This window comes from Ruegeria sp. CDSA034 (assembly GCF_059612275.1).
Window position 1 is genome coordinate 140,147 of the sequence record NZ_JBXWQH010000005.1, and the last position, 25,318, is coordinate 165,464.

Sequence of the window (25,318 nt, forward strand, 5' to 3'; positions counted from 1 at the left end):
CCTTATCTTTGTAGCCAAGCTTCGAACGCCCGGTTCGAGCCCAACGCAGTCGTTACAAAATTGGCTTTGAGCAAAGGACTTCATCTGGAACTCATTCCAGCGTGTTCTTGTAGACTTTGCCGTCTTTCATGATCAGATCGAAATTCTCATGCGGGTCTGCGATCAGGTCGATATCTTGCAGCGGATTGCCGTCCACCAGGATTAAGTCGGCATAAGCGCCCTTTGCGATCACACCCAGGTCACCTTGTTGATAAGGGTGGCGCGGGCCTGAGAGTTTGAGCAGTTCAGCATTGGTTGAAGTCGCCATTTTCAGCACCTCGAATGGCGTGTACCAGCGCTGCAATTTGGCAAGGAACGCACCCTGACGTTCGGCCAGTTTGGGATCGAACAGGATATCGGTGCCAAAGGCGACTTTCACACCAACATCTTTCGCAGTTTTATAGGTGAAATCTGTGCCGTTGGTGACGTCGATCCATTTCTGCTGGCTGACAGGGTCGTCGAAAGAAAAGCCATCCTCGTCATCCAGAAGAGGCTGCACAGACAACCACACGTCGTTGTCGCGCATAAGTTCCATCGTTTCGCGGCTCATCAAAAAACCATGCTCGATGGACTTAACGCCAGCGGCAACGGCAATTTCCACAGCCTCGTCCGTGAAGACATGAGATGCAACATAAGTGTTGTAGGTGTCGGCCACCTCTACAAAAGCCTCGATTTCGGCCTTGGTGTATTGGCGTACATCCAGAGGATCATAGGTGGATGACACCCCGCCACCGGTGGAAATCTTAAGTTGGGTTGCACCCATGCGCATGATCTCACGCGCGCGTTTGACCACTTCCGGAACACCATCAGCTTGCGCCATCAAACCAACGCTGTACCAGTACCATTGCGAATCCGCGCCGTTCGTCGGAACCGCTTGGTAGGGGCGATAGTCAAAGTGGCCGCCGGTTTGTGTCACGGGTGGGCCGGACGGCAGGATACGGGGGCCTTCGATCTCGCCTGCGTCAATCATCCGTTTTATGGCAAATGAATTGCCGCCAACGTCGCGCACCGTTGTAAAGCCGCGCATTAACGTGCCTTCGGACCCGATGGCACCCCGCACCGCGACCTCAAGAATATCGCCGGTCACAACCACACTCTGCGGATTGCAACAGTAAAGCGTGTGCCAGTGTACGTCGATCAGGCCCGGCATCAACGTTCGCCCGCCGCCATCGATGACGATACCATTGGCGACGGCGAGGGGTTCTGAGGACACATCTGTGATCAGATTGTCGGTTACAACAACATAGGCATTTGTAATCATTTCCTCATTCACACCATCAAACACGTTGACGTTTGTGAACAGTATCGGCCCCCCATCCTGGGAGAGCGCTTGCGAACTGGCTATAGTGAGAAAAATCGACGAAACCGCCGCAAGTTTGGGAAAATGCATTCTAAATTCCTCAGAAAATTCTGTCGGAGAAACCATCCCAGCGGAAGCAAGCTTTTTCAAGGATTCCCTCACTTTTCTGCAAGGTCGGCTTTGTCCGCATAGCCGACCTTGAAGTCAGACTCATCTCATAATTAGGGCAGGATTGTAAAACGCACCGTACTGACTGGATTCAGAGAATCTCATACGCACAATCAAAGGCTTGCAATCATTCACAAAAATAAAACAGCGGCCCGAGTGAGCCGCTGTTTTCTGTTTTACTGTACTACCGGATCAATCCAGCGTCCGGGTGACCTCTTCGCGTTCGAAGATTTCGATCACGTCGCCTGCACGGATATCGTCGTAGTTCTCGAACGCCATCCCGCATTCCTGACCTGACTGAACCTCGGCCACTTCGTCCTTGAAGCGTTTCAGCGTCTTCAGCGTGCCTTCGTGGATCACCACGTTGTCGCGCAGCAGGCGGACACCTGCGGAACGACGCGCCACGCCTTCGGTGACCAGACAGCCAGCAACTTTGCCGACGCCTGTAACCTTGAAGACTTCGCGGATCTCGGCGTAACCGATGAACTTTTCGCGGATCTCGGCGCTCAGCAGGCCGGATGCGGCGGCTTTCACGTCATCGACCAGATCGTAGATCACCGAGTAGTAGCGGATTTCCACACCCTTCTGGTTCGCGGTATTCCGTGCCGACGCATTGGCACGCACGTTGAAGCCCAGGATCGGCGCACCGGATGCTTCGGCAAGGCCGACATCGGTTTCGGTAATCGCACCTACGCCCGAGTGCAGCACGCGCACGCGTACCTCGTCGTTGCCGATCTTCTCCATCGCCTGAACGATGGCCTCAGCCGAGCCCTGAACGTCTGCTTTCATCAGAATTGGCAGTTCGTTGACGTTCTCGTCTTCCTTGGCCTTCTGCATCAGCTGCTCAAGGGTCGTTGCGGCGCCAGCGGCGGCACGTTTGTCCTTGGCGGCCTGTTCGCGATATTCCGCGATCTCGCGGGCCTGCGCTTCGGTCTCGGTCACGTTCAGAACGTCGCCAGCTTCGGGCGTGCCGTTCAGACCCAGAACCTCGACAGGAACCGAGGGGCCAGCTTCCTTGACGCGTTCACCCTTGTCGTTGATCAGCGCACGGACTTTACCGTATTGCTCACCCACGACGAAGATATCGCCCTGACGTAGCGTACCGTTCTGAACCAGAACAGTCGCGACCGGGCCGCGACCCACGTCCAGCTGCGCCTCGATCACGGCACCCTGGGCGGCGCGATTCGGGTTGGCTTTCAGCTCCAGAATCTCGGATTGCAACGCGATGGCTTCCAGCAACTCGTCCAAGCCCTGACCGGTGATGGCAGAGACTTCGACGTCCTGAACCTCACCCGACATTTTCTCGACGATGACTTCGTGCTGCAGCAGGTCGGTGCGCACCTTGTCCGGGTTCGCGCCTGGCTTGTCGACCTTGTTGATCGCCACGATCATCGGCACTCCGGCCGCTTTCGCGTGGTTGATCGCTTCGACCGTCTGCGGCATCACCGCGTCATCGGCGGCAACAACCAGAACCACGATATCCGTGACCTGAGCACCGCGCGAGCGCATCGAGGTAAAGGCCGCGTGACCCGGCGTATCCAGGAAAGACAGTGTGGTGCCGCTATCGGTTGTCACCTGATAAGCACCGATGTGCTGGGTGATGCCACCCGCTTCGCCTGCCACAACCCGCGCATCGCGGATCGCATCCAGCAGCGAGGTTTTGCCGTGGTCAACGTGACCCATGATGGTGATGACCGGCGGACGCGATTTCAGATCTTTGTCGTCGTCTTCGACCTCTTTGATGACGTCCTCGACATCCGAATCAGAGACACGGGTCACTTTGTGACCGAATTCTTCGATGATCAGCTCGGCGGTATCGGCATCAATGGTCTGGTTCTGCGTGACCATCATGCCCATGTTCATCAGCGATTTGACAACGTCTGCCACACGCTCGGCCATACGGTTGGCCAGCTCTGACACCGTGATCGCCTCGGGCAGCTGTACGTCGCGGATTACCTTTTCGCGCTCGACCGTACCACCCATGGCTTTCTGACGCGCCCGCTCCTGCTTGCGTTTCATCGCCGCCATAGAGCGGTGACGATTACCTTCCCCGCCCGTTGCCTGACCCAGTGTCAGCTTGCCGGACCGGCGGTTGTCATCACGGCCTTTGCCACGATTTCCGCGCTGTTCACGCTCGCGATCGTTTTTCCGCGGCGTTGCAGCCGGTGCAGGCTTGTTGGCCGGGCTGCGCGGAGCAGCCGCCTTGGGCTCTGCCGGTGCAGCCGGAGCAGCTGCGCGTTGGGCCGCTATTTCAGCCTCTTTGCGCTTGCGATCTTCTTCTTCGGCCTTGGCACGTGCACGTTCTTCGGCCTCACGCTGTTCGCGTTCCTTAGCCTCTTGCTCCGCACGACGACGGGCGCGTTCTTCTTCACGCGCTTTTTCAGCTGCCTCGCGGGCGGCGGCTTCTTCGACCTCGCGGGCCTTCGCGGCCTGCAGCGCCTTCATCCGGCGGGCCATCTCCGCATCGGAAATCCCGGCAGGGCGGCGCGACGGATCACCCGAGGGCGTTGCTCCGCCACCTGGCTTGCCGGCACCCGGCTTGGGAACCACCACGCGCTTGCGTTTGGTCTCCACCACGACATTCTTGGTACGTCCGTGGCTGAAACTTTGTTTCACATTTCCGGGGCGTGCCCCGCCACGAAGACCCAATGTCTTTTTGCCGTCATTATCGCTCATAAAGCTTCTTACCCTTCCGCGCGGCCCCTGCCGCCGTCATCCGTTTCACGCAAGCCACGCAGGCGCTGCGCTTCCTCTACAACACGTTTGGCGAGTCCGCCAGAGGCGAGCGCCGCATGAATCACGGTTTGGCGCCCAAATGCCTGTCCCAGCTCGTCCGCCGTCAGCCAGCCGATGTATGTTCCGAAGTGCGGCGTGCTCAATTTCGACTTGCCGCGCCCTGATCCATCAGAGGCTTGTATCAGTACCTGGGCCTCTTCCCGGTCCAGCCACGTCTTGACCTTTTCGTAACCGGCGATCGCATCACCAGATTTGCGCGCAAGGCTCACCAACTCGATCACACGGCGCGCAATCTGACGCTCAACTTCATCCGCGAGATCGTTAGGCACACTGACTTGCGCCTTGAAACCACGTGCAAACAGCTTTTTGCCCACGGCCTTGTCCAGCGCGCTGCGATCCGCCGCGACATAGACGCCACGTCCCGGCAGTTTTGCCGCGACATCCGGAAAGACCTGACCATCCGGCCCCGTCACAAAGCGGATCAACCCATATTTAGGTTGAACCTCGCCCGTGGCGATGCACTTGCGTTCAGGTCCTTCGGACCGATCCTTATGGACGCCACCGCGACCCATTTGCGCCACCCGAAGCCTGAGATCAGGCCTCGGCCTCCTCTTCGGTAACTTCTTCTTCGGCCTGCTCCAACTCAGCAGGATCGACCCAGCCCAGCATGATCCGAGCTGTCATGACCAGATCCTGCGCCTCTTCCAGCGTTACACCGAAAGGTTCCAGAACACCGTCATCTTTGATTCGCTGGCCGTCGACCGTGGTCCAACCACCGGCCAGTTCCCAGTCAGCGCAGGTGGCGAAGTCTTCCAGGTTCTTCACATCGTCCTTGGCCAGCGCTTCAACCATCTGGGGTGTCAGGCCTTCGAATTCAATAAGACTGTCTTCGGCACCCAACGCGCGGGCGCTTTCCAAAGCTGCCTTGGCCTTTGCTTCCAGATATTCGCGCGCCCGTGTTTGCAGCTCTTGCGCGGTGCCCTCGTCAACGCCGTCGATCACCAGCAGTTCTTCGATTTCCACATAGGCTACCTCTTCGAGGTTGGTGAAGCCTTCGGACACCAGCAACTGAGCAAAGAATTCATCCAGATCCAGGCTGTCCATGAACAGCTGGGTGCGGGCTTCGAATTCTTTCTGACGACGCGCCGATTCTTCGGCCTCGGTCATGATGTCGATATCCAGATTGGTAAGCTGGCTGGCCAGACGCACGTTCTGACCGCGGCGACCGATGGCCAGCGAAAGCTGTTCCTCGGGAACCACAACCTCGATTTTGCCGGCTTCTTCGTCCAGAACCACCTTGGAAACCTCAGCAGGCTGCAGCGCATTCACCAGGAAGGTCGGTTGATCTTCGTTCCACGGAATGATGTCGATTTTTTCGCCCTGCAGCTCGTTCACAACGGCCTGCACGCGGCTTCCGCGCATACCAACGCAAGCACCAACGGGATCAATCGAACCGTCATAGGAAATCACGGCGATCTTGGCGCGCGAACCGGGGTCACGGGCCACGGCCTTGACCTCGATGATGCCGTCATAGATTTCCGGCACTTCCATCTTGAACAGCTCGGCCATGAATTCCGGCGCGGTGCGCGACAGGAAGATCTGGTGGCCACGAACTTCGCGACGCACTTCCTTGATATAGGCACGCACACGGTCATTCGGACGATAGCTTTCGCGACCTATCTTGTCATTGCGGCGTAGAACGGCCTCAGCACCACCCAGATCGACGATGACATTGCCAAACTCTTCGCGCTTGACCGCACCGTTGATGATGGTGCCTGCACGATCCTTGAAATCTTCGTACTGACGGTCGCGCTCGGCTTCGCGAACCTTCTGCAGGATCACCTGCTTTGCGGATTGTGCCGCGATACGGCCCATTTCAACTGGCGGCACTTCTTCAACGAAGACGTCACCAACTGAAGGCGTTTCCATATACTGCTTGGCCTGCTCGACAGTCATCTCGGCCTGGTAGTTTTCCAGCTCTTCATCTTCGACCACGGTGCGAACGCGGGTGAATGTTGCTTTGCCAGTCTTGCGATCGATGCTGACGCGGATGTCCATTTCAGCGCCGTAACGGCTCTTGGCGGCACGGGCGAGCGATTCCTCCATCGCTTCGACAACCAGACTGGGGTCGATCATCTTTTCGCGGGCCACGGCCTCGGCGGTCTGCAGCAGCTCCAGCTGGTTGGCTGAGGTGATTGCCATCAGTTCGTCTCCTCTTCGGACCCTTCGGTCTCAATCTCGTCGAAAGCGTTTTCGTTCAGGGCACCGGCGTCTTTGCGCTGGCGCAGCATTTCCTTGATCAGGTCGTCAGTCAGGACCAGCTTGGCGTCGCTCAGCCAGTCGAATTGCAGTCCGATGGTGATCGTCTCGTCCCCCTCGGTGAGATTGATCAGGACCTCATCTCCCTCGATCCCGGCCAGCTCACCTTTAAAACGGCGGCGTCCGTCGATCAGTTCGGCGGTTTCGATCTTGGCCTCATATCCTTCGAACGCCTCAAAGTCCTTGAGACGGGTCAGGGGGCGGTCGATGCCGGGGCTGGACACTTCCAGCGCATAGGCGTCAAGGATCGGATCCTCAACATCCAACGTGGCGCTGACCGCGTTCGAGATCTCGGCGCAATCATCCACTTCGATACCGCCATCAGGCTTGTCAGCCATGATCTGCAGCGTGGTTTGTTTGCCGCTCATCAGGCGAATACGCACAAGTTCATACCCCAGATCCTCGATCACGGGAGTGATGATCTCGGCCAGTCGCCGGTCGATGGCTGCTTTGGCTATCAGGTCATTTGTCATCTGGTACTCTACCCTGTCAGTCGGGCACAAAAAAACGGGCGCGCGGCCCGTCGATCTTTTCCGGTGGAGCCCCGGACCGAAGCCCGACACGCCGCTGTTAACGGCCATATAGCCAAGCGACTGCAAGATTGCAAGCCCAAGCGCCAGGATGGGCAATCACAATATCAGTCTGACAAAATCCACTCGCCATTTTCACATAGGTAAGGACCAACGCGGTCCCCGTCTTCGTAGACCTCGCCGTCAAACAGGCATTGACGTCCCTGGGCACGTGCCACGCCTGACAGGGCGACGGTCACAAGTGCAATAATGGCAGCCAGAACAGCAAATTTTTTCATTGAATACTCCTATTCCGCCGAAGATGCAAAAAGCGCAGGCTGCGTGTTGCGCGGGTAGATAATCACCGAAAGAGTGCCCCTGCCCTGAAACTGCTCGGCATTCGCCGTCCGCGGTGGGAAGAGTTGATCAAAAGCCACCCGGTTCAGCCCCAGCTTCATTTCCGAACCCGACAAAAACTCGAACGGTGTCCGCGCGGCGCAGGCATGAAAAACAGGATCTTGCCGCACCGTGAACTGACGCATGATATTGGATGACCCGCCGGTCGGTTTGATCAGGACGGTAATCCCAGGTTTCAAAAAACTGTCGGGGCAGGTGTACACCATCGGTTTTTCGTTCCCATTTGCGTCATGCAACAACACGCCCTCGGCCGTTACCTCGTGCTTGAAGGGGCTGAACACGGTCTCTTGCTGAATGAAGTTCGTGTAAAGCGTGGCAAATAGCTGACTGTCATCATGCGGTTCGGACTTTATGCCCTCGTACAGATCAGCGATGGCCTGCCACATCCGTGAATCCGCCCCACGCAGTGTTCCGGGCAGCGAAAACGGACCTTCCAGATCATACAGAACGTCGCGTAGGCCGGCCGACAGGGGATCCTCCTTTTCCAGCCCTCTAATCTCGTGAACTAGATCCGAATCGTTCAACGCATAGTAACCATGCGACTTCAGCGTGCGGGTCAGAGCCCGCATATCGGACAGTTTCCGCGCTGTCGTCTCTGCACTATCTTCCGGGTTCGCCTCTACGGCCTCAAAACCCTTGTCCAGCAACTGGGTCAGCGACTGTCCTTCGCGAGCATCCAGCTCTATCGTCCCGTTTTTGCTGACTTTTACGGTAACGTCTTTACCTGATTTCAGGGCAAACACCGCAACAACCGCCAATGCTACGGACAAAATGGAAATTGATATATTCTTTAAACTTTCAACCCTCATGGGAATTCTCCCATTTTCGAAACAATTAAGCTAATACAGCGCGTACAATAGCAAAATTTTGCACAAAGTAGAAGTCAGGCGAATTTTCGGCGTTTAAATCAACCACCAACGCTCGGCAACGCGGCCATCATCCAGGGGGCGATCCGTTCCGATCTGACGGGGCATGCCGACATGCCCTGCTACAGCCAGCGCCATATCGGATTCGCTTGGAAAAAAGCGCAATCCGCGGTGCGGGCTGAACCCTTCGCCCTGCGGCAGTGCCGCGATATCGACAAAGCCGTCTCGCAGCGCCTCGGTACGCACGCGAGCGTCGGGAATCACGATAACTTCCAGGGTTTCGGCCCAGCCAGCCAATCCATCCTTGTAGTGGCCCGCCACACGGCGCCCAAGGAAATGACGATCATCCTCCGCCCGTTCAACTCGGTAGCATCCGGTGCCGTTCGCCGCCTGCAAGGGCGTGACACCTTGCCCGTTGCGCGTAATAACGAACCTGCTGTCGGCCAAAAGGAAGGGTAGACCCGGGTTGGCCTGAGCCAACTCCAGACGCACGCGATTATCTGACAAGGCGTCGACCTGCCCGACATCGCCCAGAACCGCCATCACATCCCTTACATCAAGGACCGCGCCATCGTGAAAACGAGCGTTCTCGCGCAGATCAAAGCTCCAGATGCGGGCTTGGGAATCAGTTTGCCAACCGGTCGCAAGCTCTCCGCGCAGGGTGCCGTCGGGTGCAATCTCGGTCAGGGTGTCGAACACGGCCCCACGGGCAACCTGCTCCAAACTGTCATCGCGGGGCACGGCAAGGCGCAGCGTACCACCCACTTTGGGCGTATCGGCTAAAGACGCACCGGTCGCCGCAAGCAGAGCGGCAGCAGCACCGGAAGCAAACAAAGCACGACGGTCGATGCGGGTCATAATGCGCCCTCCGCCACTCGGTCCATGATGCGAACCAATTCCGCGCTAATTCCGGGTTCGGACAGCGCATGCCCGGCCTGACGCACCATCTTCAGCTCGGCATTGGGCCACAGCTGGGCAAGGTTCCACGCGGCCTGAGGCGGACAGATCATGTCATACCGACCCTGCACGATATGGCCGGGGATATGTGCGATTCTGTCCATCTGGTCCAGAATCTGCCCGTCGCGTTCAAGGAACGCGCGATTGATGAAATAGTGATTCTCAAGCCGCGCAAAGGCGCGCGCGTATTCCCCCGGGCTTTCCCCAGTTGCGCCATGCGAATGGATCGAAGCCAGCGCGTTTTCCCAACTGGACCAGGCGCGCGCATACAGAATCTCGGTCGCGCGATCACCCGAGAACAGGCGTTTGTTATATGCGCCGATCGTGTCGCTTAGTTCACTTTCCGACAGCAGAGCAGTGAACTTCGCCCATTGCTCGGGCCAAAACTTGCCCGCGCCACCACCATAAAACCAATCCAACTCGGCCTGCGTCGCTAGGAACACACCGCGCAGCACCAGGCGATTGACCCGATCCGGGTGGGACTGCGCATAGACCAGCGCAAGCGTTGCCCCCCAGCTGCCGCCAAAGACAATCCAGTCGTCGATATCCAGCAGGGTTCTCAGACGTTCGATATCGTCCACCAGATGCCATGTGGTGTTATCCGTGACCGAAGCATGAGGCCGCGAACGACCACATCCACGCTGATCAAAGAGAATCACCCGATAGACGTTCGGATCAAAATAGCGCCGCATCGCGGGGCTGCAGCCACCGCCCGGGCCTCCGTGAAGAATCACAACCGGAATGCCGTTGGGATTGCCGCATTGTTCCATATAGATACGGTGTCCATCGCCCACATCGACCATACGCTGATCGAAAGGATCGATCGGCGGGTACAGATATTGAACTGCGCGCTTTTGGTCCGGGTACTTGTCCATTATGGCCCTATATAGTCCTTAAGCGTAAAAGAGCATACGGAGACAGGAATGCAAGCGCATCCGAACACGGTTGACCCTTCCGAGATCGCAAAATTCGAAGCGATGGCCGCAGAATGGTGGGATCCGCATGGAAAATTCAAACCACTGCACATGCTCAACCCCTGTCGGCTGGATTATATCACACAGCAGATCGCGGGCGAATTCGATCGCGATTTGAAGTCGCCAAAGCCGTTCGAGGGCCTGCGTTTGCTGGATATCGGCTGCGGCGGCGGGTTGCTGAGCGAACCGATGGCCCGCCTTGGGGCCGAAGTGGTCGGAGCGGATGCCGCCGAAGGTAACCTGCCCGTCGCGCGCATCCATGCGGAACAATCCGGGCTGGAGATCGACTACCGCCACACCACTGCCGAGGACATGGCCGCTGCAGGCGAACAGTTCGACGTGGTGCTGAACATGGAAGTGGTCGAGCATGTGGCCGACCCGTTGGGTTTTCTGACAGCCTCGCAGCACTTGCTGAAACCGGGCGGCTTGCTGATCTGTTCGACCATCAACCGAAATCCGAAATCCTATGCCATGGCCATTTTCGGGGCCGAGGTCGTCATGCGCTGGCTGCCGCGCGGCACCCATGAGTGGAATAAGTTCATCACCCCGGATGAGTTGTTCGACCTGCTGCGTCAGGCTGGACTGGAACCGGTGGACCGGAAGGGTTTTGTGTTCAACCCGATTCTGTGGAGCTGGTCGATCTCGGACCGGGACTTGAGCGTGAACTATGTGACGGCGAGTGTGAAACCGGGGTGAGCACATAATCTGGGCTTAGGGTGGAGATTTAACCCATCCTAACCAAAGCTCACAAGAATTGCCTTTTCGACTCAAAAGCAATCAAAATTGACAAACATCAATTTCTACGCTTTGCATCGTGTTGATATTTCGCGATGATTCTTAGTAGGGCAACCAATGAACTTTCTCCACCTACTCGCCACGTTGTCAGTGGTGACCATTGTAGGCGCATGCGCTTCTTCAACGACAACTCGACTCGCTCAAAACATCGTACGAATTGATGTTAGCGCCGCTCCAGCCTGCGGCTCGACTGGCGCAAGAAAACTGGTTTCAAGAATGGCTGCGGTCGAAACCATTCGCTTGGGTTACGACAAGTATCTTATCGCAGCGATGGATTCTGAGAATAATGTTCGCATTGTCGGGGCCAACTACAACACGACCGGAACTCTAAACACGTTTGGAAACACCGGCACCTATTCCGGGCACACTACTGCGACACCAATCATCGGCGGTACGCAAGATGCAGCCGTTGTTGCCGTTATGTTCAAGAAAAACGATCTAGAAGCTGCAAACGCAATTGATGCAAGAACCACTTTAGGCACCAATTGGGCCGAAGTTGTCGCCAAGGGCAAACCGAATACTTGTTTAAAGTGATGAACGGCGAAGGTTAATAGGGACGTCGTTAAGCACCGACCCCTATTCCCCCTCCAACTGCAACCTCAAATCCCGCAACACGGGCAGCGTGCTGCGGACGCGCTCCAGCCCCAGTTCTCCGACCACGCGGTTGATCAGCGGAGCGATTGACGTAATCGCTTGGTCCCGCGCCCTGCGACCGGCAGGGCTGATCGCCACCATCTTGCGGCGGGCATCATCCCAGTCGGGGCGGATGTGGATGTATCCGGCCCATTCCAGCTTGGCCAAGGTGTTGGTCATCGCGCCACGGGTGACGTGGAACGTATCAGCCAATTGCGCCGGGCTACGCTCGTTCCCGACAAAGACCAGATGGTTGAGCACCGAGAAATGCGAAATCTCCATACCCTTGGGCAGCACCCGGCTAAGCCGATTACGCAACAGCTGGTCGGCGGTCAGGATTTCGCTGAACAGCGTGACCGCAAGGGCATTGTGTTCGTCAGTCATGGTCCGGTTCTGGATCAGGGTCCGTCAAAGCGACGGACGTGAGTCAACGAGGGCACCCGACGGCGCGCCTCAGACACAGAACTATCACGCAAATCGAAAATGTGAATGCCCGGATCGGTCCCTGCGTCGATGACAACCTCTCCCCAAGGGGCAATTACCATGCTGTGGCCATAAGTATAGCGCGTCTTGCCGCGGGCCTTAGGGTGTTCGCCAGTTTGTGCGGGGGCCAGAACCCAACAGCCGGTCTCAATCGCCCGGGCGCGCAGCAACGATTCCCAATGGGCCGCACCCGTGACCGGCGAAAACGCGGCCGGAACCGTCAGGATTCGCGCCCCTGCCTGCGCCAACGCCGCATAGAGCGCCGGAAACCGGACGTCATAGCAAACGGTCATGCCAAGCTTGCCAAAATCAGTGTCGGCAATCACCGCCTTGTCGCCGGGGCGGTAATTTTTTGATTCGCGGAAGGTCTCGGTTTCGGTGACCTGCACGTCGAACATGTGTATCTTGTCATACCGCGCCACGACCTGCCCCTGCGGGTCGATCATGAAGGACCGGTTGGCGAACCGACCGTCTGCATCATGGGTCTTGATCGCCAAAGACCCGATCAGCAGCCAGACACCCAGCGCGGCGGCCTGATCCTGCAGGCCGGCCAGCGATTGGTCATCTTCTTCGTGCTGCAGGACTTCGCGCTGCCGCGTGGTGCTGGTGGACACGCAATTCGTCACCTCGGGCGTCAGGATGAACCGCGCGCCTTGTTCCGCAGCCTCGGCCATCATGGCGCGCACCCTGTCCAGATTTTCGGCCGGATCATCCGACGAGGTGATTTGCAGCAGCGCGGTCTTCATCAGGCTGCGAGCAGGCGATCCAGCTTGCCCTGACGCTCCAGCTCATACAGTTCGTCACAGCCGCCCACGTGCTGCGCACCGATAAAGATCTGTGGCACGGTTCGTTTGCCACCGGCGCGCTGGATCATCTCGGGCTTGCGCTTGGGGTGCATAAGCACGTCGACTTCCTTGAATTCGACGCCTTTCTGTTTCAGCAAGCGTTTGGCCGCGTGACAAAAGCCGCAGAGCGGCGAGGTGTAGATTTCTACCGGTTTCATATTCCGTACCTTCGCGTTTCGCATAATCTTGGGCGAATTAGGCATCCTTGGCAACGCGCGCTAGGGTCAACACGGAAATATGATTTGCTCCGGATGCAAGGCAGACACGCGCGCAAGCCGCCAGTGTTGCGCCGGACGTCATCACATCATCCACCAGCAGGATATCGCGGCCCCGCAAGCGGTCTTGCCGCTTTGGATGGGCGATGATCGCGCTTTTAAGGACTTCAGCCCGCTCTGCCGCTGTTTTGCCATCCAGAACAGGCGTCTTTCGGTGGCGAAGCAAAAGGTCCGGGCACACCTCAAGCCCTTCCTCTTTCCCAAGGTGCTGCGCCAGTAGGGCGGACTGGTTGTACCGGCGTTTCAACAACCGGGACCAGTGTAAAGGCACCGGCGCAAGCAGCATCCCCTCGCGGAATATCTCTTGCCCGGCCCGCGCCAGCCAGCGTGCGGCAGGGCGCGCCAGTTCGGGCCTGTCACCATGTTTCAAGGCCAGCACCAGCGACCGCGCTTTGCCATCGTACAAAAGGGCCGAACGCCCATCTTGCCAGGGGCGCGGCGCAGCCAAGCAATCGTCGCACTCAATCCGGTGACCGTCTGAAACCCCCGGTAACGGCACCCCGCAGCTTTCGCAAACAACTCCTCCGATAAAGGACGTCTCGCGCCAGCAGGGCCCACACAGCCCGAAATCCGATTCGGTCAGGTCCCCGCAGCCCAGACAGCGCGGCGGATAGATCAGCGCGACAGCGGTTTGAATCTGGTGCCACATGCGATAATTGCGCCCTATGAAACTGCCTGTGTCCAATACACCCTCTTTGTTTGATCGCCAGGTCCTTACCCGGCACCGCGCCCGCGCGAAGGATGAGGCCCTGTTCCTGCATCGTGCCGCTGTGGACGAAGTGCAGGATCGGCTCTCCATGGTTAACAAAACCTTTACGGCCCCGGCGATCGTGACGCCATTTGCGCATATCTGGCAGGACGTGCTGCCCGGGACGCGGATCGTTGCGGATGATGAGGTTCTGGATCTGACCCCCGGTGCGCATGATTTGGTCATCCACGCCATGGCGCTGCATTGGGCCAATGATCCTGTTGGGCAACTGATCCAATGTCGCCGTGCTCTGCGCCCCGACGGGTTGCTGTTGGTTGTGTGTCTGGGCGGAGAAACCCTGCACGAGCTGCGCGCCGCATTGGGACAGGCCGAAATCGAAGTGACCGGAGGCCTCAGTCCGCGCATCGTCCCGATGGCCGAGCTGCGCGAACTTGGCGGGTTGCTGCAACGGGCGGGGTTTGCGCTGCCGGTCGCCGACACCGCGCGCCTGACGGCGGAATACCGCGACATGCAGCACCTGATGCATGACCTACGCGCCATGGGTGAGACCAACAGCCTGTCCGGGCGCATGAAACAACCCACCAAGCGACAGGTTTTTACGCGCGCGCAGCAGGTCTATGCCGACAACTTCTCAACACCCGCGGGGCGGTTGGCCGCCACCTATGAATTGATCTGCTTGACCGGCTGGTCTCCGGATGACAGCCAACAGAAACCATTGCGCCCCGGATCGGCCAAAGCGCGGCTTGCGGATGCGCTGGGCACAAAAGAAGGTAAACTGTCCAATTGACGACCGGGCTTTTCCGGTTATCTCAGGCCAGTACAGAGAAATCTCAGGAAGCATCAGATGTTTGACGCCACTCGCCCCGATCATGCCGCCGCAGACCACCCAAAGGTCAAAATGGGCCGCGTCGGCATTCTGCTGGCCAATCTCGGTACACCGGATGACTACAGCTATTGGCCGATGCGCCGGTATCTGAACGAGTTTTTGTCGGACCAACGCGTGATCGACTATCCCAAGTGGAAGTGGCAGCCGATTCTGCAAGGCATCATCCTGTCCAAGCGCCCGTTCAGCTCGGGTGAGGCCTACAAGTCGATCTGGAACCATGACAAGGGCGAAAGCCCGCTGATGACGATCACCAAGGACCAGACAGCCAAGTTGCGCGATGCGATGCAAGAACGGTACGGCGATCAGGTGATGGTCGATTTCTGCATGCGCTACGGCAATCCCTCAACCAAATCCAAAGTACGTGAAATGGTGGCCGCGGGCTGTGATCGAATTCTGTTCTTCCCGCTCTACCCGCAATATGCGGGCGCGACCACGGCAACAGCCAATGATCAGTTTTTCCGCGCGCTTATGGACGAAGCCTGGCAACCTGCGTCTCGCACCGTTCCAGCCTATTTCGACGAGCCTGTCTATATCGACGCTTTGGCCGGGTCAGTGGAAAAAGCCTATGCGGCGCTGGAGACCAAACCGGATGTCCTGGTCTGTTCCTATCACGGCATGCCAGAGCGCTATTTGCAGCAGGGCGACCCGTATCATTGCCAATGCGCGAAAACGAGCCGATTGCTGAAGGAACGGCTGGGCTGGTCGGACGATCAGCTGGTCTCAACCTTCCAATCGCGATTCGGTCCCGAAGAATGGCTGAAACCCTATACCGTGGATCACGTGGCTGATTTGGCGCGGCAGGGAAAGAAGAACATCGCCGTTATAGCGCCCGCGTTTTCCGCCGATTGCATCGAGACGCTGGAAGAGATCAACGAAGAGATCAAGGAAAGCTTTGAAGAGGCCGGCGGTCAGACCTTTACCTATATCCCCTGCCTCAATGACGATGATTCGCACATTGGCGCACTGGGCAAGGTAATCGAAGACAATCTGAAGGGCTGGCTCGACTGACCGTTTCCCATCATCAAGAAATGAAAAAAGGCGGTGGATCGCTCCACCGCCTTTTCTCTAGATTTAGCTCGTCAAATTAGCTTGCTGCAACAGCTGCGGCAACTACGACCAGCAGGATCAGCGGCAGGATGATACCCTGCGACGAACCCTGAGTTTCCTCTACAACAACCGGTGCTTCAACAACCGGCTCTTCCAGGTTACCGGCATAAGCGGTCGAAGCAGCAGCAGTCAATGCAGCGGCGAGAACGAGTTTTTTCATATTAACCTCCAGAGTTTGCACGGCTCCATCAATCGGATCCGCACACCTAAGACTTACCTCGTGGTTTTTTTCTAATCAGCTATATGACTGGAATGCAATTGCAACTTGAGCCACAAGCGGGTTCGTGCGCGAAAATGTCGTCAAATAAGCAACACTTGCGTGCCGACCTTCGCCATCGAGAACAGCTCAGCGATATCTTCGTTGAACAGGCCGATGCATCCGTTCGACGACCGGCGACCAATTTTGCGCGTGTCATGCGTTCCGTGAATCCGGTAGTATTTCCAACTCAGGTATAAAGCATGTGTTCCCAATGGGTTATCAGGGCCCGGCGGAATATGATCTGGCCATTCGGGATTTCGTTTCTTCATAGAAGGTGTCGGTGACCAACTGGGACCCTCAACTTTGCGGATGACGCTGGTGCGGCCCCGGCGGGTCAATTCTTCGGTCAGCGGAACGGATGAGGGGTAGAGTTTGTAAACAGATTGATCATCTGACCAATAATGCAGCGCTCGGGACACCGTATCGACCAGAATGGCCCCATTTCTCGTATTCGAGAAATAAGGCTGCCAATCCAGGGCGCGGAACCCCGAGACATTGCGACGCACGTCTGGCTCGGCCTCGGGTGCTGGGCGCAGTGGGTCACCTGGAATGTACTGGGCAATCGCCGGCGATGCCAGCAGGGCCGAAGCACCGGCCAGAAATCCTCGGCGGCTAGATGAGTGAATGGGTTTCTTGACCATAGTGACCGGTCCTTTGCGAAAGATGTCCTGAAATTTTTACGTATTTTATTGCCAGAATGCGTCAATCGCAAATCAAACCGGCAGAAACATGCAAGAATCAGCCATTGCAGGTTTGCCCAAGGCTGCATGGCGCGCTATGCCGTATATCGACACAATAATCAGGTCGATCATGACGCGTATTATCACATTACTGTTTCTTTGCTTTGTTGCGCTGGCTGCATGTACCCCAAGCAGCACCCCAACTTACGGATCAGATGGCCGTCCACTGCCATCGGTCTACAAGATTCGCGGCAACCCCGAAAAGCTCCAGTTCCGTATGCTGGATTCGGTAAATGCCTTGCGCCAGGCTCAGGGTTTGCAGGCGGTGCAGCTGAACTCGCAGCTGAATGCTGCGGCCGCGACCCACTCTAAGGACATGGCGCGCCAGAACCGCCCATGGCACTTCGGTTCGGACGGCTCGTCGCCCATAGATCGCGCGCAACGCGTTGGTTATTACGGGACTTTCCTGGGTGAGGCGATCTCGGAAACCTATGAGACCGAAACCGAAACCTTGGCCGCCTGGATGCAGGAACCTGGCCCCCGAGCCGTGATCATGGACCCCAAAGCATCACAAATGGGCTTTTCCTGGCATCAGGAAGGTGGCGGGAAAATCTGGTGGACACTGGAAATGGGAGCAGGCGGGTAAGCAAAAGCCGCCTCGAAGAAAAAAGCCCCCAGCTTTCGGGGGCTTTTTTTATTTCTGCAAGGTCAGGCGGCCTGCATGGACTGCGCTTCGGTCAGAATCGCGTAAAGCTTGACCGGATCAGGGTTGGCCCGCAGCTTTGTACAAACTGACGTGTCGCGCAGAGTACGGGACACCAGCGCAAGCGCCTTAAGGTGATCGACACCCGCCTCTTCCGGCGCAAACAGTGCAAATGCGATGTCCACCGGCTGCCGGTCGACCGATCCAAAATCAATCGGTTTTTCGAGCATTACAAACACACCCGAGACAGAGTCCAGATCTGTCAGCCGAGCGTGCGGCAAGGCGACACCGTGCCCAACCCCGGTCGGCCCCAGACTTTCGCGCTCCAGCAGGCAATCGACGACAGTCTGCGCATCCAGGTGCAAAGTCCCGGCGGCAACATCACCAATTTCCTGAAACAACCGCTTCTTACTAGAAGCGGCGGACAACACACGTACTGCTTCGGGCTTTAATATGCTCGAAAGCTCCATCATCACGCTCCACGGCGGGGCCCCTGCAATTGCAGGGGCGTGCCTTGCTAGTCTTGCCTGTTACGGATCAATCCAGCCGATGTTACCGTCCTCGCGACGGTACACGACATTCAATCCGTCCTTGTTTTCGTTTCGGAACACAAGCACCGGCGCACCGGCAAGTTCCATCTGCATGACCGCCTCTCCAACACTCAGCGATGGGATCTTGGTTTCCATCTCAGCCACGATCATGGGCTGCAGAGTATCGGGCTCGTCAGCCGTCTCCGATTCGTCAGAGGCGAGGATATAAGACGACGCTCCGAAGAGTTCAACAGGCTCGGACCGATCTTTGTGGTGGTCTTTCAGTCGGCGCTTATAACGGCGCAGTTGCGTTTCCATCTTGTCGCAGCATCCCTCAAACGCCGCGTAAATCTCGGTTGCGTGTGCCTTGGCCTGAGCGGTCAGACCTGTGGAAAGATGCACTGTGGTTTCGCATACATATTCATGCGCTGAACGGGAAAAGACGACGTTGGCATCTGTCGGACGTTGGGCATATTTGCCCACGACCTCGCCCAGTTCGGTCTGCACATGAGTCTGCAGGGCCGCACCGATGTCGATCTGTTTTCCGCTGATTTGGTAACGCATGTGATCTCCTTCACTATTCACACCCATTTCTGACGTCACGTAATGCGACGCGCTTGTTTTTATCGGGTGGGGGACATCGGCAAATCCTGCGGTAACCGCACCGGCCCCCCTTCAAGGAAGGGGCGTCGTGATCCAGTCGGGAACCGAAGAAATGCCATAGTCCAATTGAGGCAAGAGACGGCGGGAGAGTCAATCAAAACAGGCGTGTATATACGTGATTTCCGCTATGCGCCCGGCGAAAATCTGCGCAAGCTCATGAAATACGGAAGTTTTCGCCCAGGTAAACCCGGCGCACGTTTTCATTTTCGACCACTTCATCGGGTGTGCCGGACATCAGGACCTGACCGTCATGCAGGATGTAGGCACGATCCACGATCTCTAGAGTTTCGCGCACGTTGTGATCGGTGATCAACACGCCGATTCCACGCTTTTTCAGGTCCGCAACCAGGTGGCGGATATCCCCGACGCTGATCGGGTCGACCCCCGCAAAGGGTTCATCCAACAACAGATATTTCGGATCTGCTGCCAAACAACGCGCGATCTCGACCCGGCGGCGTTCACCGCCCGACAGGGCCAGCGCGGGTGCGCGGCGCAGGTGTTCGATCGAGAAGTCGGACAACAGCTCTTCCAGCCGCTCTTTTCGGCGGTGGGCGTGGTTGACGGTGATATCCAGAACGGCGGCGATGTTGTCCTCGACACTCATGCCACGGAAAATCGACATCTCTTGCGGCAGATATCCGATCCCAAGACGCGCGCGGCGATACATAGGCAGCGTTGTGACAACCTGACCGTCAATCGTAACAGTGCCAGCCTCAGGAAACACAAGGCCCGCGACCGAATAGAATGTGGTGGTCTTGCCTGACCCGTTCGGGCCCAAAAGCGCAACCACCTCGGATCGGCCCAAGGTCATGGAAACGTCGCGGATCACTGTCTTTTTTCGGTAAGACTTGCGAAGCTTTTCGATTTTCAGGCCAGAGGTGCCTTCGGCTACCGTCAGGTTTGGCTGAGCCATCAGTTGGCCCCCTGCTGCAGGATGGTCTTCACGTTGCCGGTCATCGTCGCTTTGCCAGTGGTCAGGTTGGCGTTCATCTGGTCGCCGCTGATCGTGCTTGGCCCCTGCAACAGCAGAACGTTGCCCTTCATGACGATCTCACCTGAATCGATGGTGTATTCCGCCCAGTCGCCTTCGGCCGCATCCGGAGGGCTGACCAGAATCACATCCTCGGTCGCTTCCATCCGTTCGATGCCTGAACGGTCTTCGTTGTAAATGACAAGCACGCGTTCCGCCGTCAGCCGCATTTCGCCCTGAATGACGATCACGTTGCCCAGAAACTCGGCCGAGCCGTCTTCCTGATTTACGTTCAGCTTTTCCGAGGTCACCTCGACCGGCAGGCTTGGGTCGGCATTGGCCGAACCGAAAGCAACCTGAGTTTCCTGCGCTGTCGCAGAGATCGCACCAGTTACCAGAGCAGCGCTTACAAGGGCTAATCGAAAATAGAACACAGGTTATCTTTCTGCTTTTTGAGGCTCATACACCAACTTCACGCCATCTGTAAAAACAATATGGACCGGTCCATCTTTTTTTTCAGTCCCAAATGTCATTCTGCCCGCAGTAAAATCACCAATAATACCGGTTCCGTCGACCTGACCGGGCGTGTCGCCCTGAATTTCGTCCAGCGCGGTGTTCAATAGATCCGTTGTGACGACGATGCCGTCCGTTGTTGTTATAACCACATCCCCGACAAAGGTAGCCGTATTCTTGTCCGGACGGATCATGCCAGAGTTGGAATCCAAAGTGATTACGCCGCCATTCAGCAGGCCAAAGCGGCCCCGAAATTCGGCCGCTGTTGGCGCTTCGCCCTCAGTACCCTGCGTTGCCCGGCTTGCCTCGATCTGAACGTCTTCGCCTTTGCGGGTTGTTCCTTGGTAGTTGGGCTGCGTCACCACCTGATCCGCCAAACGTTCATCGATATCCTGCTGGTTGAAGGGCACGGACACATTGGTTTCAATGCTGCGCGACAGCAGGAACACAGTCGACAGCATAGCGATAGCCACCAACGGCAGCACCACCTTGAAGAACTGTACCCTGCGTGAGTGTCCGTCCACCGCACTACCCTCCGCTTAGCCCAATCCGACGCGCAGGCAGTCGTGGATATGCAGCAGCCCCTCGGCTGGGCCTTGTGTCTCGGGGTCGACCACGAACAGCGAAGTGATCTTGCGGTCGTTCATGATCGCCACCGCCTCTTCCGCCATTGCGTTCGGGGAAATGGTCAGCGGATTGGTGGTCATGACCTCTTTTGTGGTCTTGTCCAGAAGGCCGTCCATGTTCCGACGCAAGTCGCCGTCAGTCACGATGCCAATCAGGCGGCCCGTCTCATCCGTCACGCCGACAACGCCAAAGCTTTTCTGGCTCATGACCAGCAGTGCCTCGCTCATGGGGGTGCCCTCAGACACAACTGGCAGATCAGCGTGCATCAAATCCCGCACGGTTGAAAGCTGCGCCCCCAGCTTGCCGCCAGGGTGGAAGGCGCGGAAGTCCTCGGGCTTGAAATCACGGTACTTCATCAACGCAATGGCCAAGGCGTCGCCCATCGCCAACGTCAAAGTGGTTGAAATCGAGGGCACCATGCCAAAACCGCAAGCTTCGCCCAGCGACGGGATCAACAGATGCACATCCGCCTGCTTCATCAGCGTGCTTTCCGGTTTGCTGGACAAACCAATCAAGGGAATGCCAAAGCGGCGGGTAAAGGCCAGCAGATTGACCAGCTCCGGCGCTTCGCCCGAATTGGAAATCGCCAGAACCACATCGCCTTTTGACACCATGCCCAGATCGCCATGGCTGGCCTCGGCCGGGTGCACGAAATAGGCGGGCGTGCCGGTGCTGGCCAGCGTGGCGGCAATCTTGTGGCCAATATGACCAGATTTGCCGATACCGCTGATGATGATGCGGCCCGGAGCCTGTAGGATCATCTGCACGGCTTCGGCAAAATCTTCATTCAGGCTTTCGGCAAGCACGTCCAGCGCGCGGGCCTCGTCGGTGATGACCTGACGTGCGGTTCTCAGGAATGCTTCGTTATCGGTCATGAGTGCGCAAAAATATCCGTTTCGGGCCAACCGGCGAGGTCCAGTTTCGCACGCATCGGCAGGAAGTCAAAACAGGCCTGCGCCATTTCGCTGCGGCCTTCGCGGGCCAAGCGCCCGTCCAACGCCTCGCGCAGTTGATGCAGGTACAGTACGTCCGAAGCCGCATAATCCAGCTGCGCATTTGTCAGGGTCTCGGCCCCCCAGTCGCTCATCTGCTGCTGTTTTGAGATATCGACACCGATCAACTCCTGACACAGGTTCTTCAGCCCGTGGCGATCCGTATAGGTGCGCACCAACCGGCTGGCGATCTTGGTGCAATAAACCGGAGCGGCCAATGCGCCAAATGCGTGGTACATCGCAGCAATGTCGAAACGGCCAAAGTGGAAAAGCTTTAGCACGTCAGTGTTTTCCAGCATCGCACACAGGTTCGGGGCCTCGGTCTGGCCTATTTCGACCTGAACAATATGGCTGTCTCCGTCGCCGCCCGACATCTGGATCACGCACAGCCGGTCCCGATGCGGGTTTAGCCCCATAGTCTCGCAGTCAATGGCCACAACAGGGCCCATATCCAACCCGTCCGGCAGGTCGTTTTTGTAAAGATGGTTTGCCACGGGGCTTGTCCTTTGTCCGGTATCGCCCCCGAGATAGGAGGTTTGGTCTCTAAACTCAACGCTATCCATGACAGTGCGGCAGGGACCCGCAGGTTACGTTGACCATATCCCTATGGGGGGGGATAGGGTTATTGCATGACACAGCACAAACACGAATCGCACCAGCAGATCCACGCGCGTCTGAAACGGGCACACGGGCATCTGGCCCGGGTAATATCCATGCTCGAAGATCAAGAGCCCTGCACCAACATCGCACAGCAACTTTTTGCGGTTGAAAAGGCGATTACCAACGCCAAACGGGCCTTGATCCACGATCATATTGATCACTGCCTGTCACCAACGACCGCAACCAAAAACCCGGACGTGGAAGATTTCAAAACCATCACAAAGTACCTCTGACCGATGCTGAGCGTCCTGAAGAACCGCGTCTATCGGCATTTACTGGCGGCTCAGGTGGTTGCGTTGATGGGAACCGGGCTGGCGACGGTTGCCTTGGGGTTGCTCGCCTTTGATCTGGCCGGTGACGCGGCGGGTATGGTTCTGGGAACCGCCCTGACCATCAAGATGGTGGCCTACGTGGTTGTCGCCCCGCTTGCCGCTGCGTTTGCAGAACGGCTGGACCGACGCAAAATGTTGGTGGTGCTAGATCTTGTGCGTGCCGCCGTTGCGCTTTGCCTGCCGTTCGTAACCGAGATATGGCAAATCTATATGTTGATCTTCTTGCTGCAATCGGCATCTGCCGGTTTCACTCCTGCCTTTCAGGCAACGATCCCGGATGTTCTGACAGATGAGCAAGACTATACCAAAGCCCTGTCGCTGTCCCGGCTGGCCTATGACTTCGAAAGCCTGCTCAGTCCCGCTCTGGCTGCGGCGCTGTTGTTGATCATGAGCTTTGACAGCTTGTTCTGGGGCACAAGCTTTGGGTTCATTGCCTCGACAATCCTTGTCGTGTCGGTCGCCCTGCCTTCGCCCAAACCGACGAAACGCAGGGGGGTTTACGACCGGACAACCCGGGGCATTCGCCTATACCTTGGTACGACACGGTTGCGCGGTTTGCTGGCGCTGACGTGGACGGCCGCGTCACTCAGCGCGATGGTCATCGTCAACACTGTCGTCATCGTGCGCGCCGATCTTGGACTGTCGGAAAGTGCTGTGGCCGTTGCATTGGCCGGGTATGGCGGCGGCTCGATGGTGGCGGCCTTCATCCTGCCGTCTCTTCTGAACAACTACGAGGATCGCAGCGTTATGCTGGCTGGTGCAGCATTCGGGACACTTACGATGGCCGTTGCAGCGGGGTTGTTCGCCTCGACCCAGATGACTTTGTGGGGGCTCGCGGTGTTATGGGCGGGTGCTGGCTTTGGCTATTCAGCCACTTTGACACCGTCCGGCCGCCTGCTGACACGCACGGCCTGCCCGGAAGACCGACCAGCAGTTTTCGCCGCGCAGTTCACCCTGTCCCATGCCTGCTGGCTGGTGCTGTACCCGTTGGCCGGGTGGCTGATGACCACCAAAGGGACCGAACAGACATTGATCTGGATGACTATGGCGGCCCTTTTGGGGCTTGGTGTTGCGCTTCTGATCTGGCCGCGTTCCAGGCAGAAAGTCACGTCGGACGAACACGCTGACAAACCTTGAGCATCCCAAGGTATTTGCACTACACCTTGGCCCTATGGATCAGCTTGACCGCCGCATCATCACAGCCCTGCAGCACAACGCCCGCGAATCTACGACCAAGATCGCGGCGAAACTGGGTGTGGCCCGGACCACCGTGCACGAACGCATCCAACGGATGGAAGAACGCGGCGTGATTGCCGGGTATTCGGTGGTTCTGAGCGCCCCTGAAGACGCCCCGCGCGTTCAGGTCGTTGTCTTGCTTGAGGTTCAGCAAAAAGAGACCAAACGTATTATCAAGCGGCTGGAAACTTATCCCGAGGTCAAACTTTGCCTGTCGATCAATGGGGAATTCGACCTGCTGCTGTCCGCCGAAGCCCCCAGAATCGAGGATCTGGACATACTGGTCGACGAATTGGCAAAGATCCCCGGGGTTTTGCGAACCAACACCAGTGTCGTGTTCGGCCGCCGGATCGACCGAAACTGAGTAGTCGATAACCCTCTGTAAACCCTGACACAGCTAGCTTGGCCCGGACTGATCAGAATCCCGGACCGGCAGAATGCCATATCGAACGATCTTAGGACTGACCCTGGTGACGCTGTTGGCTGCGCCGCAGGGTTTTGCCATGCCCAACACCCAAACGGCCCGCACCTGCGACCAAGCCGCCCAGCGCGCCGCCCGGTCCGAAGACGTGCCGCTGGATGTCATGCGCGCCATTGCCCGGGTTGAAACAGGCCGCACGGTTGACGGGGTACTGCAACCCTGGCCCTGGACGATCAATGTTGAAGGAAAGGGCATTTGGTTCACCTCAGAGTTCGAGGCAAAATCATATGTGTTCGAAATCTTCAAAGCAGGCAAACGCAGCTTTGATATCGGGTGTTTCCAGATCAACTACCGCTGGCACGGCAAGGCGTTCCGCTCGATCGACGCCATGTTCGATCCCGATGAAAACGCCACATATGCCGCGCGGTTTCTGAAAGAGCTGTATACCGAGCTGGGCTCGTGGAACGCTGCCGCCGGGGCCTATCACTCGCGCACACCCGTTTTGGCAAACACCTACGTGACGCGTTTTCAAACCGTTCTGGCTCAGTTGGATCAGCAAACTCCAAACGCATTTGCGACGCGCGATCCGTTTACCGGGGCTGCCGATCCATTAATTCCACCTCGGGCAGAGCCTGCCAACACTGGCGCGATGGGATCGCTGGTGCCGGTGGCTGGTGCCGCGACGGCCTTTATCCAGTTCAACTAGGAGCTCTG

The 25,318-nt window shown here is 57.5% G+C and carries 31 protein-coding genes; 9 read left to right on the forward strand and 22 right to left on the reverse strand.

The annotated features are described in order from the left end of the window. Nucleotides 1–91 precede the first annotated feature (91 nt). The 9 genes from AC2FLJ_RS11315 to pip form a co-directional block, all read right to left on the reverse strand. The gene (locus AC2FLJ_RS11315) at nucleotides 92–1,429 is read right to left on the reverse strand and encodes a metal-dependent hydrolase family protein (RefSeq protein WP_282120893.1); all 1,338 of its coding nucleotides are present in this window, start codon (nucleotides 1,427–1,429) and stop codon (nucleotides 92–94) included. A gap of 270 nt (nucleotides 1,430–1,699) precedes the next feature. Beyond that, entirely contained in the window at nucleotides 1,700–4,183 is a 2,484-nt protein-coding gene (gene infB, locus AC2FLJ_RS11320) for a translation initiation factor IF-2 (RefSeq protein WP_058272980.1), read from the reverse strand. Nucleotides 4,184–4,191: 8 nt separating this feature from the next. After that, the gene (locus AC2FLJ_RS11325) at nucleotides 4,192–4,815 is read right to left on the reverse strand and encodes an RNA-binding protein (RefSeq protein WP_058272981.1); all 624 of its coding nucleotides are present in this window, start codon (nucleotides 4,813–4,815) and stop codon (nucleotides 4,192–4,194) included. 22 nt (nucleotides 4,816–4,837) lie between these two features. Further along, nucleotides 4,838–6,445, reverse strand: coding sequence for a transcription termination factor NusA (gene nusA, locus AC2FLJ_RS11330; protein ID WP_058272982.1), 1,608 nt, complete (start codon nucleotides 6,443–6,445; stop codon nucleotides 4,838–4,840). Then, entirely contained in the window at nucleotides 6,445–7,035 is a 591-nt protein-coding gene (gene rimP, locus AC2FLJ_RS11335; RefSeq protein WP_058272983.1) for a ribosome maturation factor RimP, read from the reverse strand. Before rimP ends, nusA begins: the two co-directional genes overlap by 1 nt. A 164-nt stretch (nucleotides 7,036–7,199) precedes the next feature. Next, nucleotides 7,200–7,370, reverse strand: coding sequence for a hypothetical protein (locus tag AC2FLJ_RS11340; RefSeq protein WP_282120895.1), 171 nt, complete (start codon nucleotides 7,368–7,370; stop codon nucleotides 7,200–7,202). 9 nt (nucleotides 7,371–7,379) lie between these two features. Further along, nucleotides 7,380–8,297, reverse strand: coding sequence for a hypothetical protein (locus AC2FLJ_RS11345; protein ID WP_472722369.1), 918 nt, complete (start codon nucleotides 8,295–8,297; stop codon nucleotides 7,380–7,382). A gap of 93 nt (nucleotides 8,298–8,390) precedes the next feature. After that, the gene (locus AC2FLJ_RS11350; protein ID WP_472722370.1) at nucleotides 8,391–9,212 is read right to left on the reverse strand and encodes an ABC transporter substrate-binding protein; all 822 of its coding nucleotides are present in this window, start codon (nucleotides 9,210–9,212) and stop codon (nucleotides 8,391–8,393) included. After that, nucleotides 9,209–10,186 (reverse strand): prolyl aminopeptidase, encoded by a 978-nt coding sequence (gene pip / locus AC2FLJ_RS11355; protein ID WP_496705859.1) that lies wholly within the window; start codon nucleotides 10,184–10,186, stop codon nucleotides 9,209–9,211. The genes AC2FLJ_RS11350 and pip overlap by 4 nt, the downstream gene beginning before the upstream one ends. Before the next feature lie 48 nt (nucleotides 10,187–10,234). On the opposite strand from pip, the gene ubiG reads away from it, so the two are divergent. Both ubiG and AC2FLJ_RS11365 read left to right on the forward strand, forming a co-directional pair. Continuing rightward, the gene (gene ubiG, locus AC2FLJ_RS11360) at nucleotides 10,235–10,981 is read left to right on the forward strand and encodes a bifunctional 2-polyprenyl-6-hydroxyphenol methylase/3-demethylubiquinol 3-O-methyltransferase UbiG (RefSeq protein WP_496705860.1); all 747 of its coding nucleotides are present in this window, start codon (nucleotides 10,235–10,237) and stop codon (nucleotides 10,979–10,981) included. A 156-nt stretch (nucleotides 10,982–11,137) separates the two neighbouring features. Next, on the forward strand, nucleotides 11,138–11,614 hold the full coding sequence (locus AC2FLJ_RS11365; RefSeq protein ID WP_496705862.1) for a hypothetical protein: 477 nt from the start codon (nucleotides 11,138–11,140) through the stop codon (nucleotides 11,612–11,614). A gap of 42 nt (nucleotides 11,615–11,656) precedes the next feature. On the opposite strand, the gene AC2FLJ_RS11370 is transcribed toward AC2FLJ_RS11365, so the two are convergent. Genes AC2FLJ_RS11370 through AC2FLJ_RS11385 form a run of 4 tightly spaced genes read right to left on the reverse strand, consistent with a single transcriptional unit; the run spans nucleotide 11,657 to nucleotide 13,965 of the window. Beyond that, the gene (locus tag AC2FLJ_RS11370) at nucleotides 11,657–12,097 is read right to left on the reverse strand and encodes a MarR family winged helix-turn-helix transcriptional regulator (RefSeq protein ID WP_282120901.1); all 441 of its coding nucleotides are present in this window, start codon (nucleotides 12,095–12,097) and stop codon (nucleotides 11,657–11,659) included. Between the two features lie 14 nt (nucleotides 12,098–12,111). Beyond that, complete coding sequence (locus AC2FLJ_RS11375; RefSeq protein WP_496699616.1) at nucleotides 12,112–12,942, reverse strand: carbon-nitrogen hydrolase family protein; 831 nt, start codon at nucleotides 12,940–12,942, stop codon at nucleotides 12,112–12,114. Then, nucleotides 12,942–13,199 carry a glutaredoxin 3 gene (grxC, locus tag AC2FLJ_RS11380; RefSeq protein WP_108861637.1) on the reverse strand — a complete coding sequence of 86 codons (258 nt, stop codon included), beginning with the start codon at nucleotides 13,197–13,199 and terminating at the stop codon, nucleotides 12,942–12,944. Before grxC ends, AC2FLJ_RS11375 begins: the two co-directional genes overlap by 1 nt. 37 nt (nucleotides 13,200–13,236) lie before the next feature. Beyond that, the gene (locus AC2FLJ_RS11385) at nucleotides 13,237–13,965 is read right to left on the reverse strand and encodes a double zinc ribbon domain-containing protein (RefSeq protein WP_496699619.1); all 729 of its coding nucleotides are present in this window, start codon (nucleotides 13,963–13,965) and stop codon (nucleotides 13,237–13,239) included. Between the two features lie 16 nt (nucleotides 13,966–13,981). Between AC2FLJ_RS11385 and AC2FLJ_RS11390 the strand changes: the two genes are divergently transcribed. Both AC2FLJ_RS11390 and hemH read left to right on the forward strand, forming a co-directional pair. Beyond that, complete coding sequence (locus AC2FLJ_RS11390) at nucleotides 13,982–14,812, forward strand: methyltransferase domain-containing protein (protein ID WP_282170835.1); 831 nt, start codon at nucleotides 13,982–13,984, stop codon at nucleotides 14,810–14,812. Between the two features lie 57 nt (nucleotides 14,813–14,869). Further along, nucleotides 14,870–15,919, forward strand: coding sequence for a ferrochelatase (gene hemH / locus AC2FLJ_RS11395; protein WP_496705865.1), 1,050 nt, complete (start codon nucleotides 14,870–14,872; stop codon nucleotides 15,917–15,919). Between the two features lie 76 nt (nucleotides 15,920–15,995). On the opposite strand, the gene AC2FLJ_RS11400 is transcribed toward hemH, so the two are convergent. After that, nucleotides 15,996–16,178: a hypothetical protein gene (locus tag AC2FLJ_RS11400; protein ID WP_010442520.1), complete on the reverse strand. Its 183-nt coding sequence runs from the start codon at nucleotides 16,176–16,178 to the stop codon at nucleotides 15,996–15,998. 140 nt (nucleotides 16,179–16,318) lie between these two features. Further along, complete coding sequence (locus AC2FLJ_RS11405; RefSeq protein WP_109311276.1) at nucleotides 16,319–16,918, reverse strand: L,D-transpeptidase; 600 nt, start codon at nucleotides 16,916–16,918, stop codon at nucleotides 16,319–16,321. 169 nt (nucleotides 16,919–17,087) lie between these two features. On the opposite strand from AC2FLJ_RS11405, the gene dalA reads away from it, so the two are divergent. Continuing rightward, nucleotides 17,088–17,603, forward strand: a complete 516-nt coding sequence (dalA, locus tag AC2FLJ_RS11410; RefSeq protein ID WP_282120905.1) for a divisome-associated lipoprotein DalA — start codon at nucleotides 17,088–17,090, stop codon at nucleotides 17,601–17,603. A gap of 62 nt (nucleotides 17,604–17,665) precedes the next feature. On the opposite strand, the gene AC2FLJ_RS11415 is transcribed toward dalA, so the two are convergent. From AC2FLJ_RS11415 to AC2FLJ_RS11445, 7 genes are all read right to left on the reverse strand, one after another. Next, on the reverse strand, nucleotides 17,666–18,130 hold the full coding sequence (locus tag AC2FLJ_RS11415; protein WP_058273066.1) for a PTS sugar transporter subunit IIA: 465 nt from the start codon (nucleotides 18,128–18,130) through the stop codon (nucleotides 17,666–17,668). Between the two features lie 60 nt (nucleotides 18,131–18,190). Next, nucleotides 18,191–18,754, reverse strand: a complete 564-nt coding sequence (gene hpf, locus AC2FLJ_RS11420; RefSeq protein WP_058273067.1) for a ribosome hibernation-promoting factor, HPF/YfiA family — start codon at nucleotides 18,752–18,754, stop codon at nucleotides 18,191–18,193. A gap of 253 nt (nucleotides 18,755–19,007) precedes the next feature. After that, a complete protein-coding gene (gene lptB / locus AC2FLJ_RS11425; protein WP_058276524.1) occupies nucleotides 19,008–19,766 on the reverse strand; it encodes an LPS export ABC transporter ATP-binding protein in 759 nt (252 codons plus the stop codon). After that, nucleotides 19,766–20,257 (reverse strand): LptA/OstA family protein, encoded by a 492-nt coding sequence (locus tag AC2FLJ_RS11430; protein WP_058272997.1) that lies wholly within the window; start codon nucleotides 20,255–20,257, stop codon nucleotides 19,766–19,768. Before AC2FLJ_RS11430 ends, lptB begins: the two co-directional genes overlap by 1 nt. Before the next feature lie 3 nt (nucleotides 20,258–20,260). Beyond that, nucleotides 20,261–20,860 (reverse strand): LPS export ABC transporter periplasmic protein LptC, encoded by a 600-nt coding sequence (lptC, locus tag AC2FLJ_RS11435; RefSeq protein ID WP_496705868.1) that lies wholly within the window; start codon nucleotides 20,858–20,860, stop codon nucleotides 20,261–20,263. Between the two features lie 15 nt (nucleotides 20,861–20,875). Next, entirely contained in the window at nucleotides 20,876–21,838 is a 963-nt protein-coding gene (locus tag AC2FLJ_RS11440) for a KpsF/GutQ family sugar-phosphate isomerase (protein ID WP_496699625.1), read from the reverse strand. Then, nucleotides 21,835–22,449 carry a ribonuclease D gene (locus AC2FLJ_RS11445; RefSeq protein WP_496699626.1) on the reverse strand — a complete coding sequence of 205 codons (615 nt, stop codon included), beginning with the start codon at nucleotides 22,447–22,449 and terminating at the stop codon, nucleotides 21,835–21,837. The genes AC2FLJ_RS11440 and AC2FLJ_RS11445 overlap by 4 nt, the downstream gene beginning before the upstream one ends. Before the next feature lie 135 nt (nucleotides 22,450–22,584). Here AC2FLJ_RS11445 and AC2FLJ_RS11450 point away from each other — a divergent pair, with 135 nt between their 5' ends. The 4 genes from AC2FLJ_RS11450 (at nucleotide 22,585) to AC2FLJ_RS11465 (ending at nucleotide 25,310) form a co-directional block, all read left to right on the forward strand. After that, complete coding sequence (locus AC2FLJ_RS11450) at nucleotides 22,585–22,848, forward strand: metal-sensing transcriptional repressor (protein ID WP_496705871.1); 264 nt, start codon at nucleotides 22,585–22,587, stop codon at nucleotides 22,846–22,848. Nucleotides 22,849–22,851: 3 nt separating this feature from the next. Beyond that, nucleotides 22,852–24,084: an MFS transporter gene (locus AC2FLJ_RS11455; protein ID WP_496705873.1), complete on the forward strand. Its 1,233-nt coding sequence runs from the start codon at nucleotides 22,852–22,854 to the stop codon at nucleotides 24,082–24,084. A gap of 34 nt (nucleotides 24,085–24,118) precedes the next feature. Continuing rightward, nucleotides 24,119–24,547, forward strand: a complete 429-nt coding sequence (locus AC2FLJ_RS11460) for an Lrp/AsnC family transcriptional regulator (protein ID WP_058273002.1) — start codon at nucleotides 24,119–24,121, stop codon at nucleotides 24,545–24,547. Nucleotides 24,548–24,620: 73 nt separating this feature from the next. Then, on the forward strand, nucleotides 24,621–25,310 hold the full coding sequence (locus AC2FLJ_RS11465; RefSeq protein ID WP_432653536.1) for a lytic transglycosylase domain-containing protein: 690 nt from the start codon (nucleotides 24,621–24,623) through the stop codon (nucleotides 25,308–25,310). Nucleotides 25,311–25,318 lie beyond the last annotated feature (8 nt).

Coding starts and splice junctions, on each gene's coding strand:
- AC2FLJ_RS11325 (WP_058272981.1), bottom strand. CDS start 4,815: ATGGGTCGCGGTGGCGTCCATAAGGATCGGTCCGAAGGACCTGAACGC.
- AC2FLJ_RS11350 (WP_472722370.1), bottom strand. CDS start 9,212: ATGACCCGCATCGACCGTCGTGCTTTGTTTGCTTCCGGTGCTGCTGCC.
- rimP (WP_058272983.1), bottom strand. CDS start 7,035: ATGACAAATGACCTGATAGCCAAAGCAGCCATCGACCGGCGACTGGCC.
- AC2FLJ_RS11365 (WP_496705862.1), top strand. CDS start 11,138: ATGAACTTTCTCCACCTACTCGCCACGTTGTCAGTGGTGACCATTGTA.
- grxC (WP_108861637.1), bottom strand. CDS start 13,199: ATGAAACCGGTAGAAATCTACACCTCGCCGCTCTGCGGCTTTTGTCAC.
- AC2FLJ_RS11450 (WP_496705871.1), top strand. CDS start 22,585: ATGACACAGCACAAACACGAATCGCACCAGCAGATCCACGCGCGTCTG.
- AC2FLJ_RS11385 (WP_496699619.1), bottom strand. CDS start 13,965: ATGTGGCACCAGATTCAAACCGCTGTCGCGCTGATCTATCCGCCGCGC.
- AC2FLJ_RS11440 (WP_496699625.1), bottom strand. CDS start 21,838: ATGACCGATAACGAAGCATTCCTGAGAACCGCACGTCAGGTCATCACC.
- nusA (WP_058272982.1), bottom strand. CDS start 6,445: ATGGCAATCACCTCAGCCAACCAGCTGGAGCTGCTGCAGACCGCCGAG.
- ubiG (WP_496705860.1), top strand. CDS start 10,235: ATGCAAGCGCATCCGAACACGGTTGACCCTTCCGAGATCGCAAAATTC.
- AC2FLJ_RS11460 (WP_058273002.1), top strand. CDS start 24,119: ATGGATCAGCTTGACCGCCGCATCATCACAGCCCTGCAGCACAACGCC.
- AC2FLJ_RS11370 (WP_282120901.1), bottom strand. CDS start 12,097: ATGACTGACGAACACAATGCCCTTGCGGTCACGCTGTTCAGCGAAATC.
- AC2FLJ_RS11415 (WP_058273066.1), bottom strand. CDS start 18,130: ATGGAGCTTTCGAGCATATTAAAGCCCGAAGCAGTACGTGTGTTGTCC.
- lptB (WP_058276524.1), bottom strand. CDS start 19,766: ATGGCTCAGCCAAACCTGACGGTAGCCGAAGGCACCTCTGGCCTGAAA.
- hemH (WP_496705865.1), top strand. CDS start 14,870: ATGTTTGACGCCACTCGCCCCGATCATGCCGCCGCAGACCACCCAAAG.
- infB (WP_058272980.1), bottom strand. CDS start 4,183: ATGAGCGATAATGACGGCAAAAAGACATTGGGTCTTCGTGGCGGGGCA.
- AC2FLJ_RS11375 (WP_496699616.1), bottom strand. CDS start 12,942: ATGAAGACCGCGCTGCTGCAAATCACCTCGTCGGATGATCCGGCCGAA.
- AC2FLJ_RS11390 (WP_282170835.1), top strand. CDS start 13,982: ATGAAACTGCCTGTGTCCAATACACCCTCTTTGTTTGATCGCCAGGTC.
- AC2FLJ_RS11405 (WP_109311276.1), bottom strand. CDS start 16,918: ATGGTCAAGAAACCCATTCACTCATCTAGCCGCCGAGGATTTCTGGCC.
- pip (WP_496705859.1), bottom strand. CDS start 10,186: ATGGACAAGTACCCGGACCAAAAGCGCGCAGTTCAATATCTGTACCCG.
- AC2FLJ_RS11340 (WP_282120895.1), bottom strand. CDS start 7,370: ATGAAAAAATTTGCTGTTCTGGCTGCCATTATTGCACTTGTGACCGTC.
- AC2FLJ_RS11465 (WP_432653536.1), top strand. CDS start 24,621: ATGCCATATCGAACGATCTTAGGACTGACCCTGGTGACGCTGTTGGCT.
- AC2FLJ_RS11315 (WP_282120893.1), bottom strand. CDS start 1,429: ATGCATTTTCCCAAACTTGCGGCGGTTTCGTCGATTTTTCTCACTATA.
- AC2FLJ_RS11400 (WP_010442520.1), bottom strand. CDS start 16,178: ATGAAAAAACTCGTTCTCGCCGCTGCATTGACTGCTGCTGCTTCGACC.
- dalA (WP_282120905.1), top strand. CDS start 17,088: ATGACGCGTATTATCACATTACTGTTTCTTTGCTTTGTTGCGCTGGCT.
- AC2FLJ_RS11345 (WP_472722369.1), bottom strand. CDS start 8,297: ATGAGGGTTGAAAGTTTAAAGAATATATCAATTTCCATTTTGTCCGTA.
- hpf (WP_058273067.1), bottom strand. CDS start 18,754: ATGCGTTACCAAATCAGCGGAAAACAGATCGACATCGGTGCGGCCCTG.
- AC2FLJ_RS11455 (WP_496705873.1), top strand. CDS start 22,852: ATGCTGAGCGTCCTGAAGAACCGCGTCTATCGGCATTTACTGGCGGCT.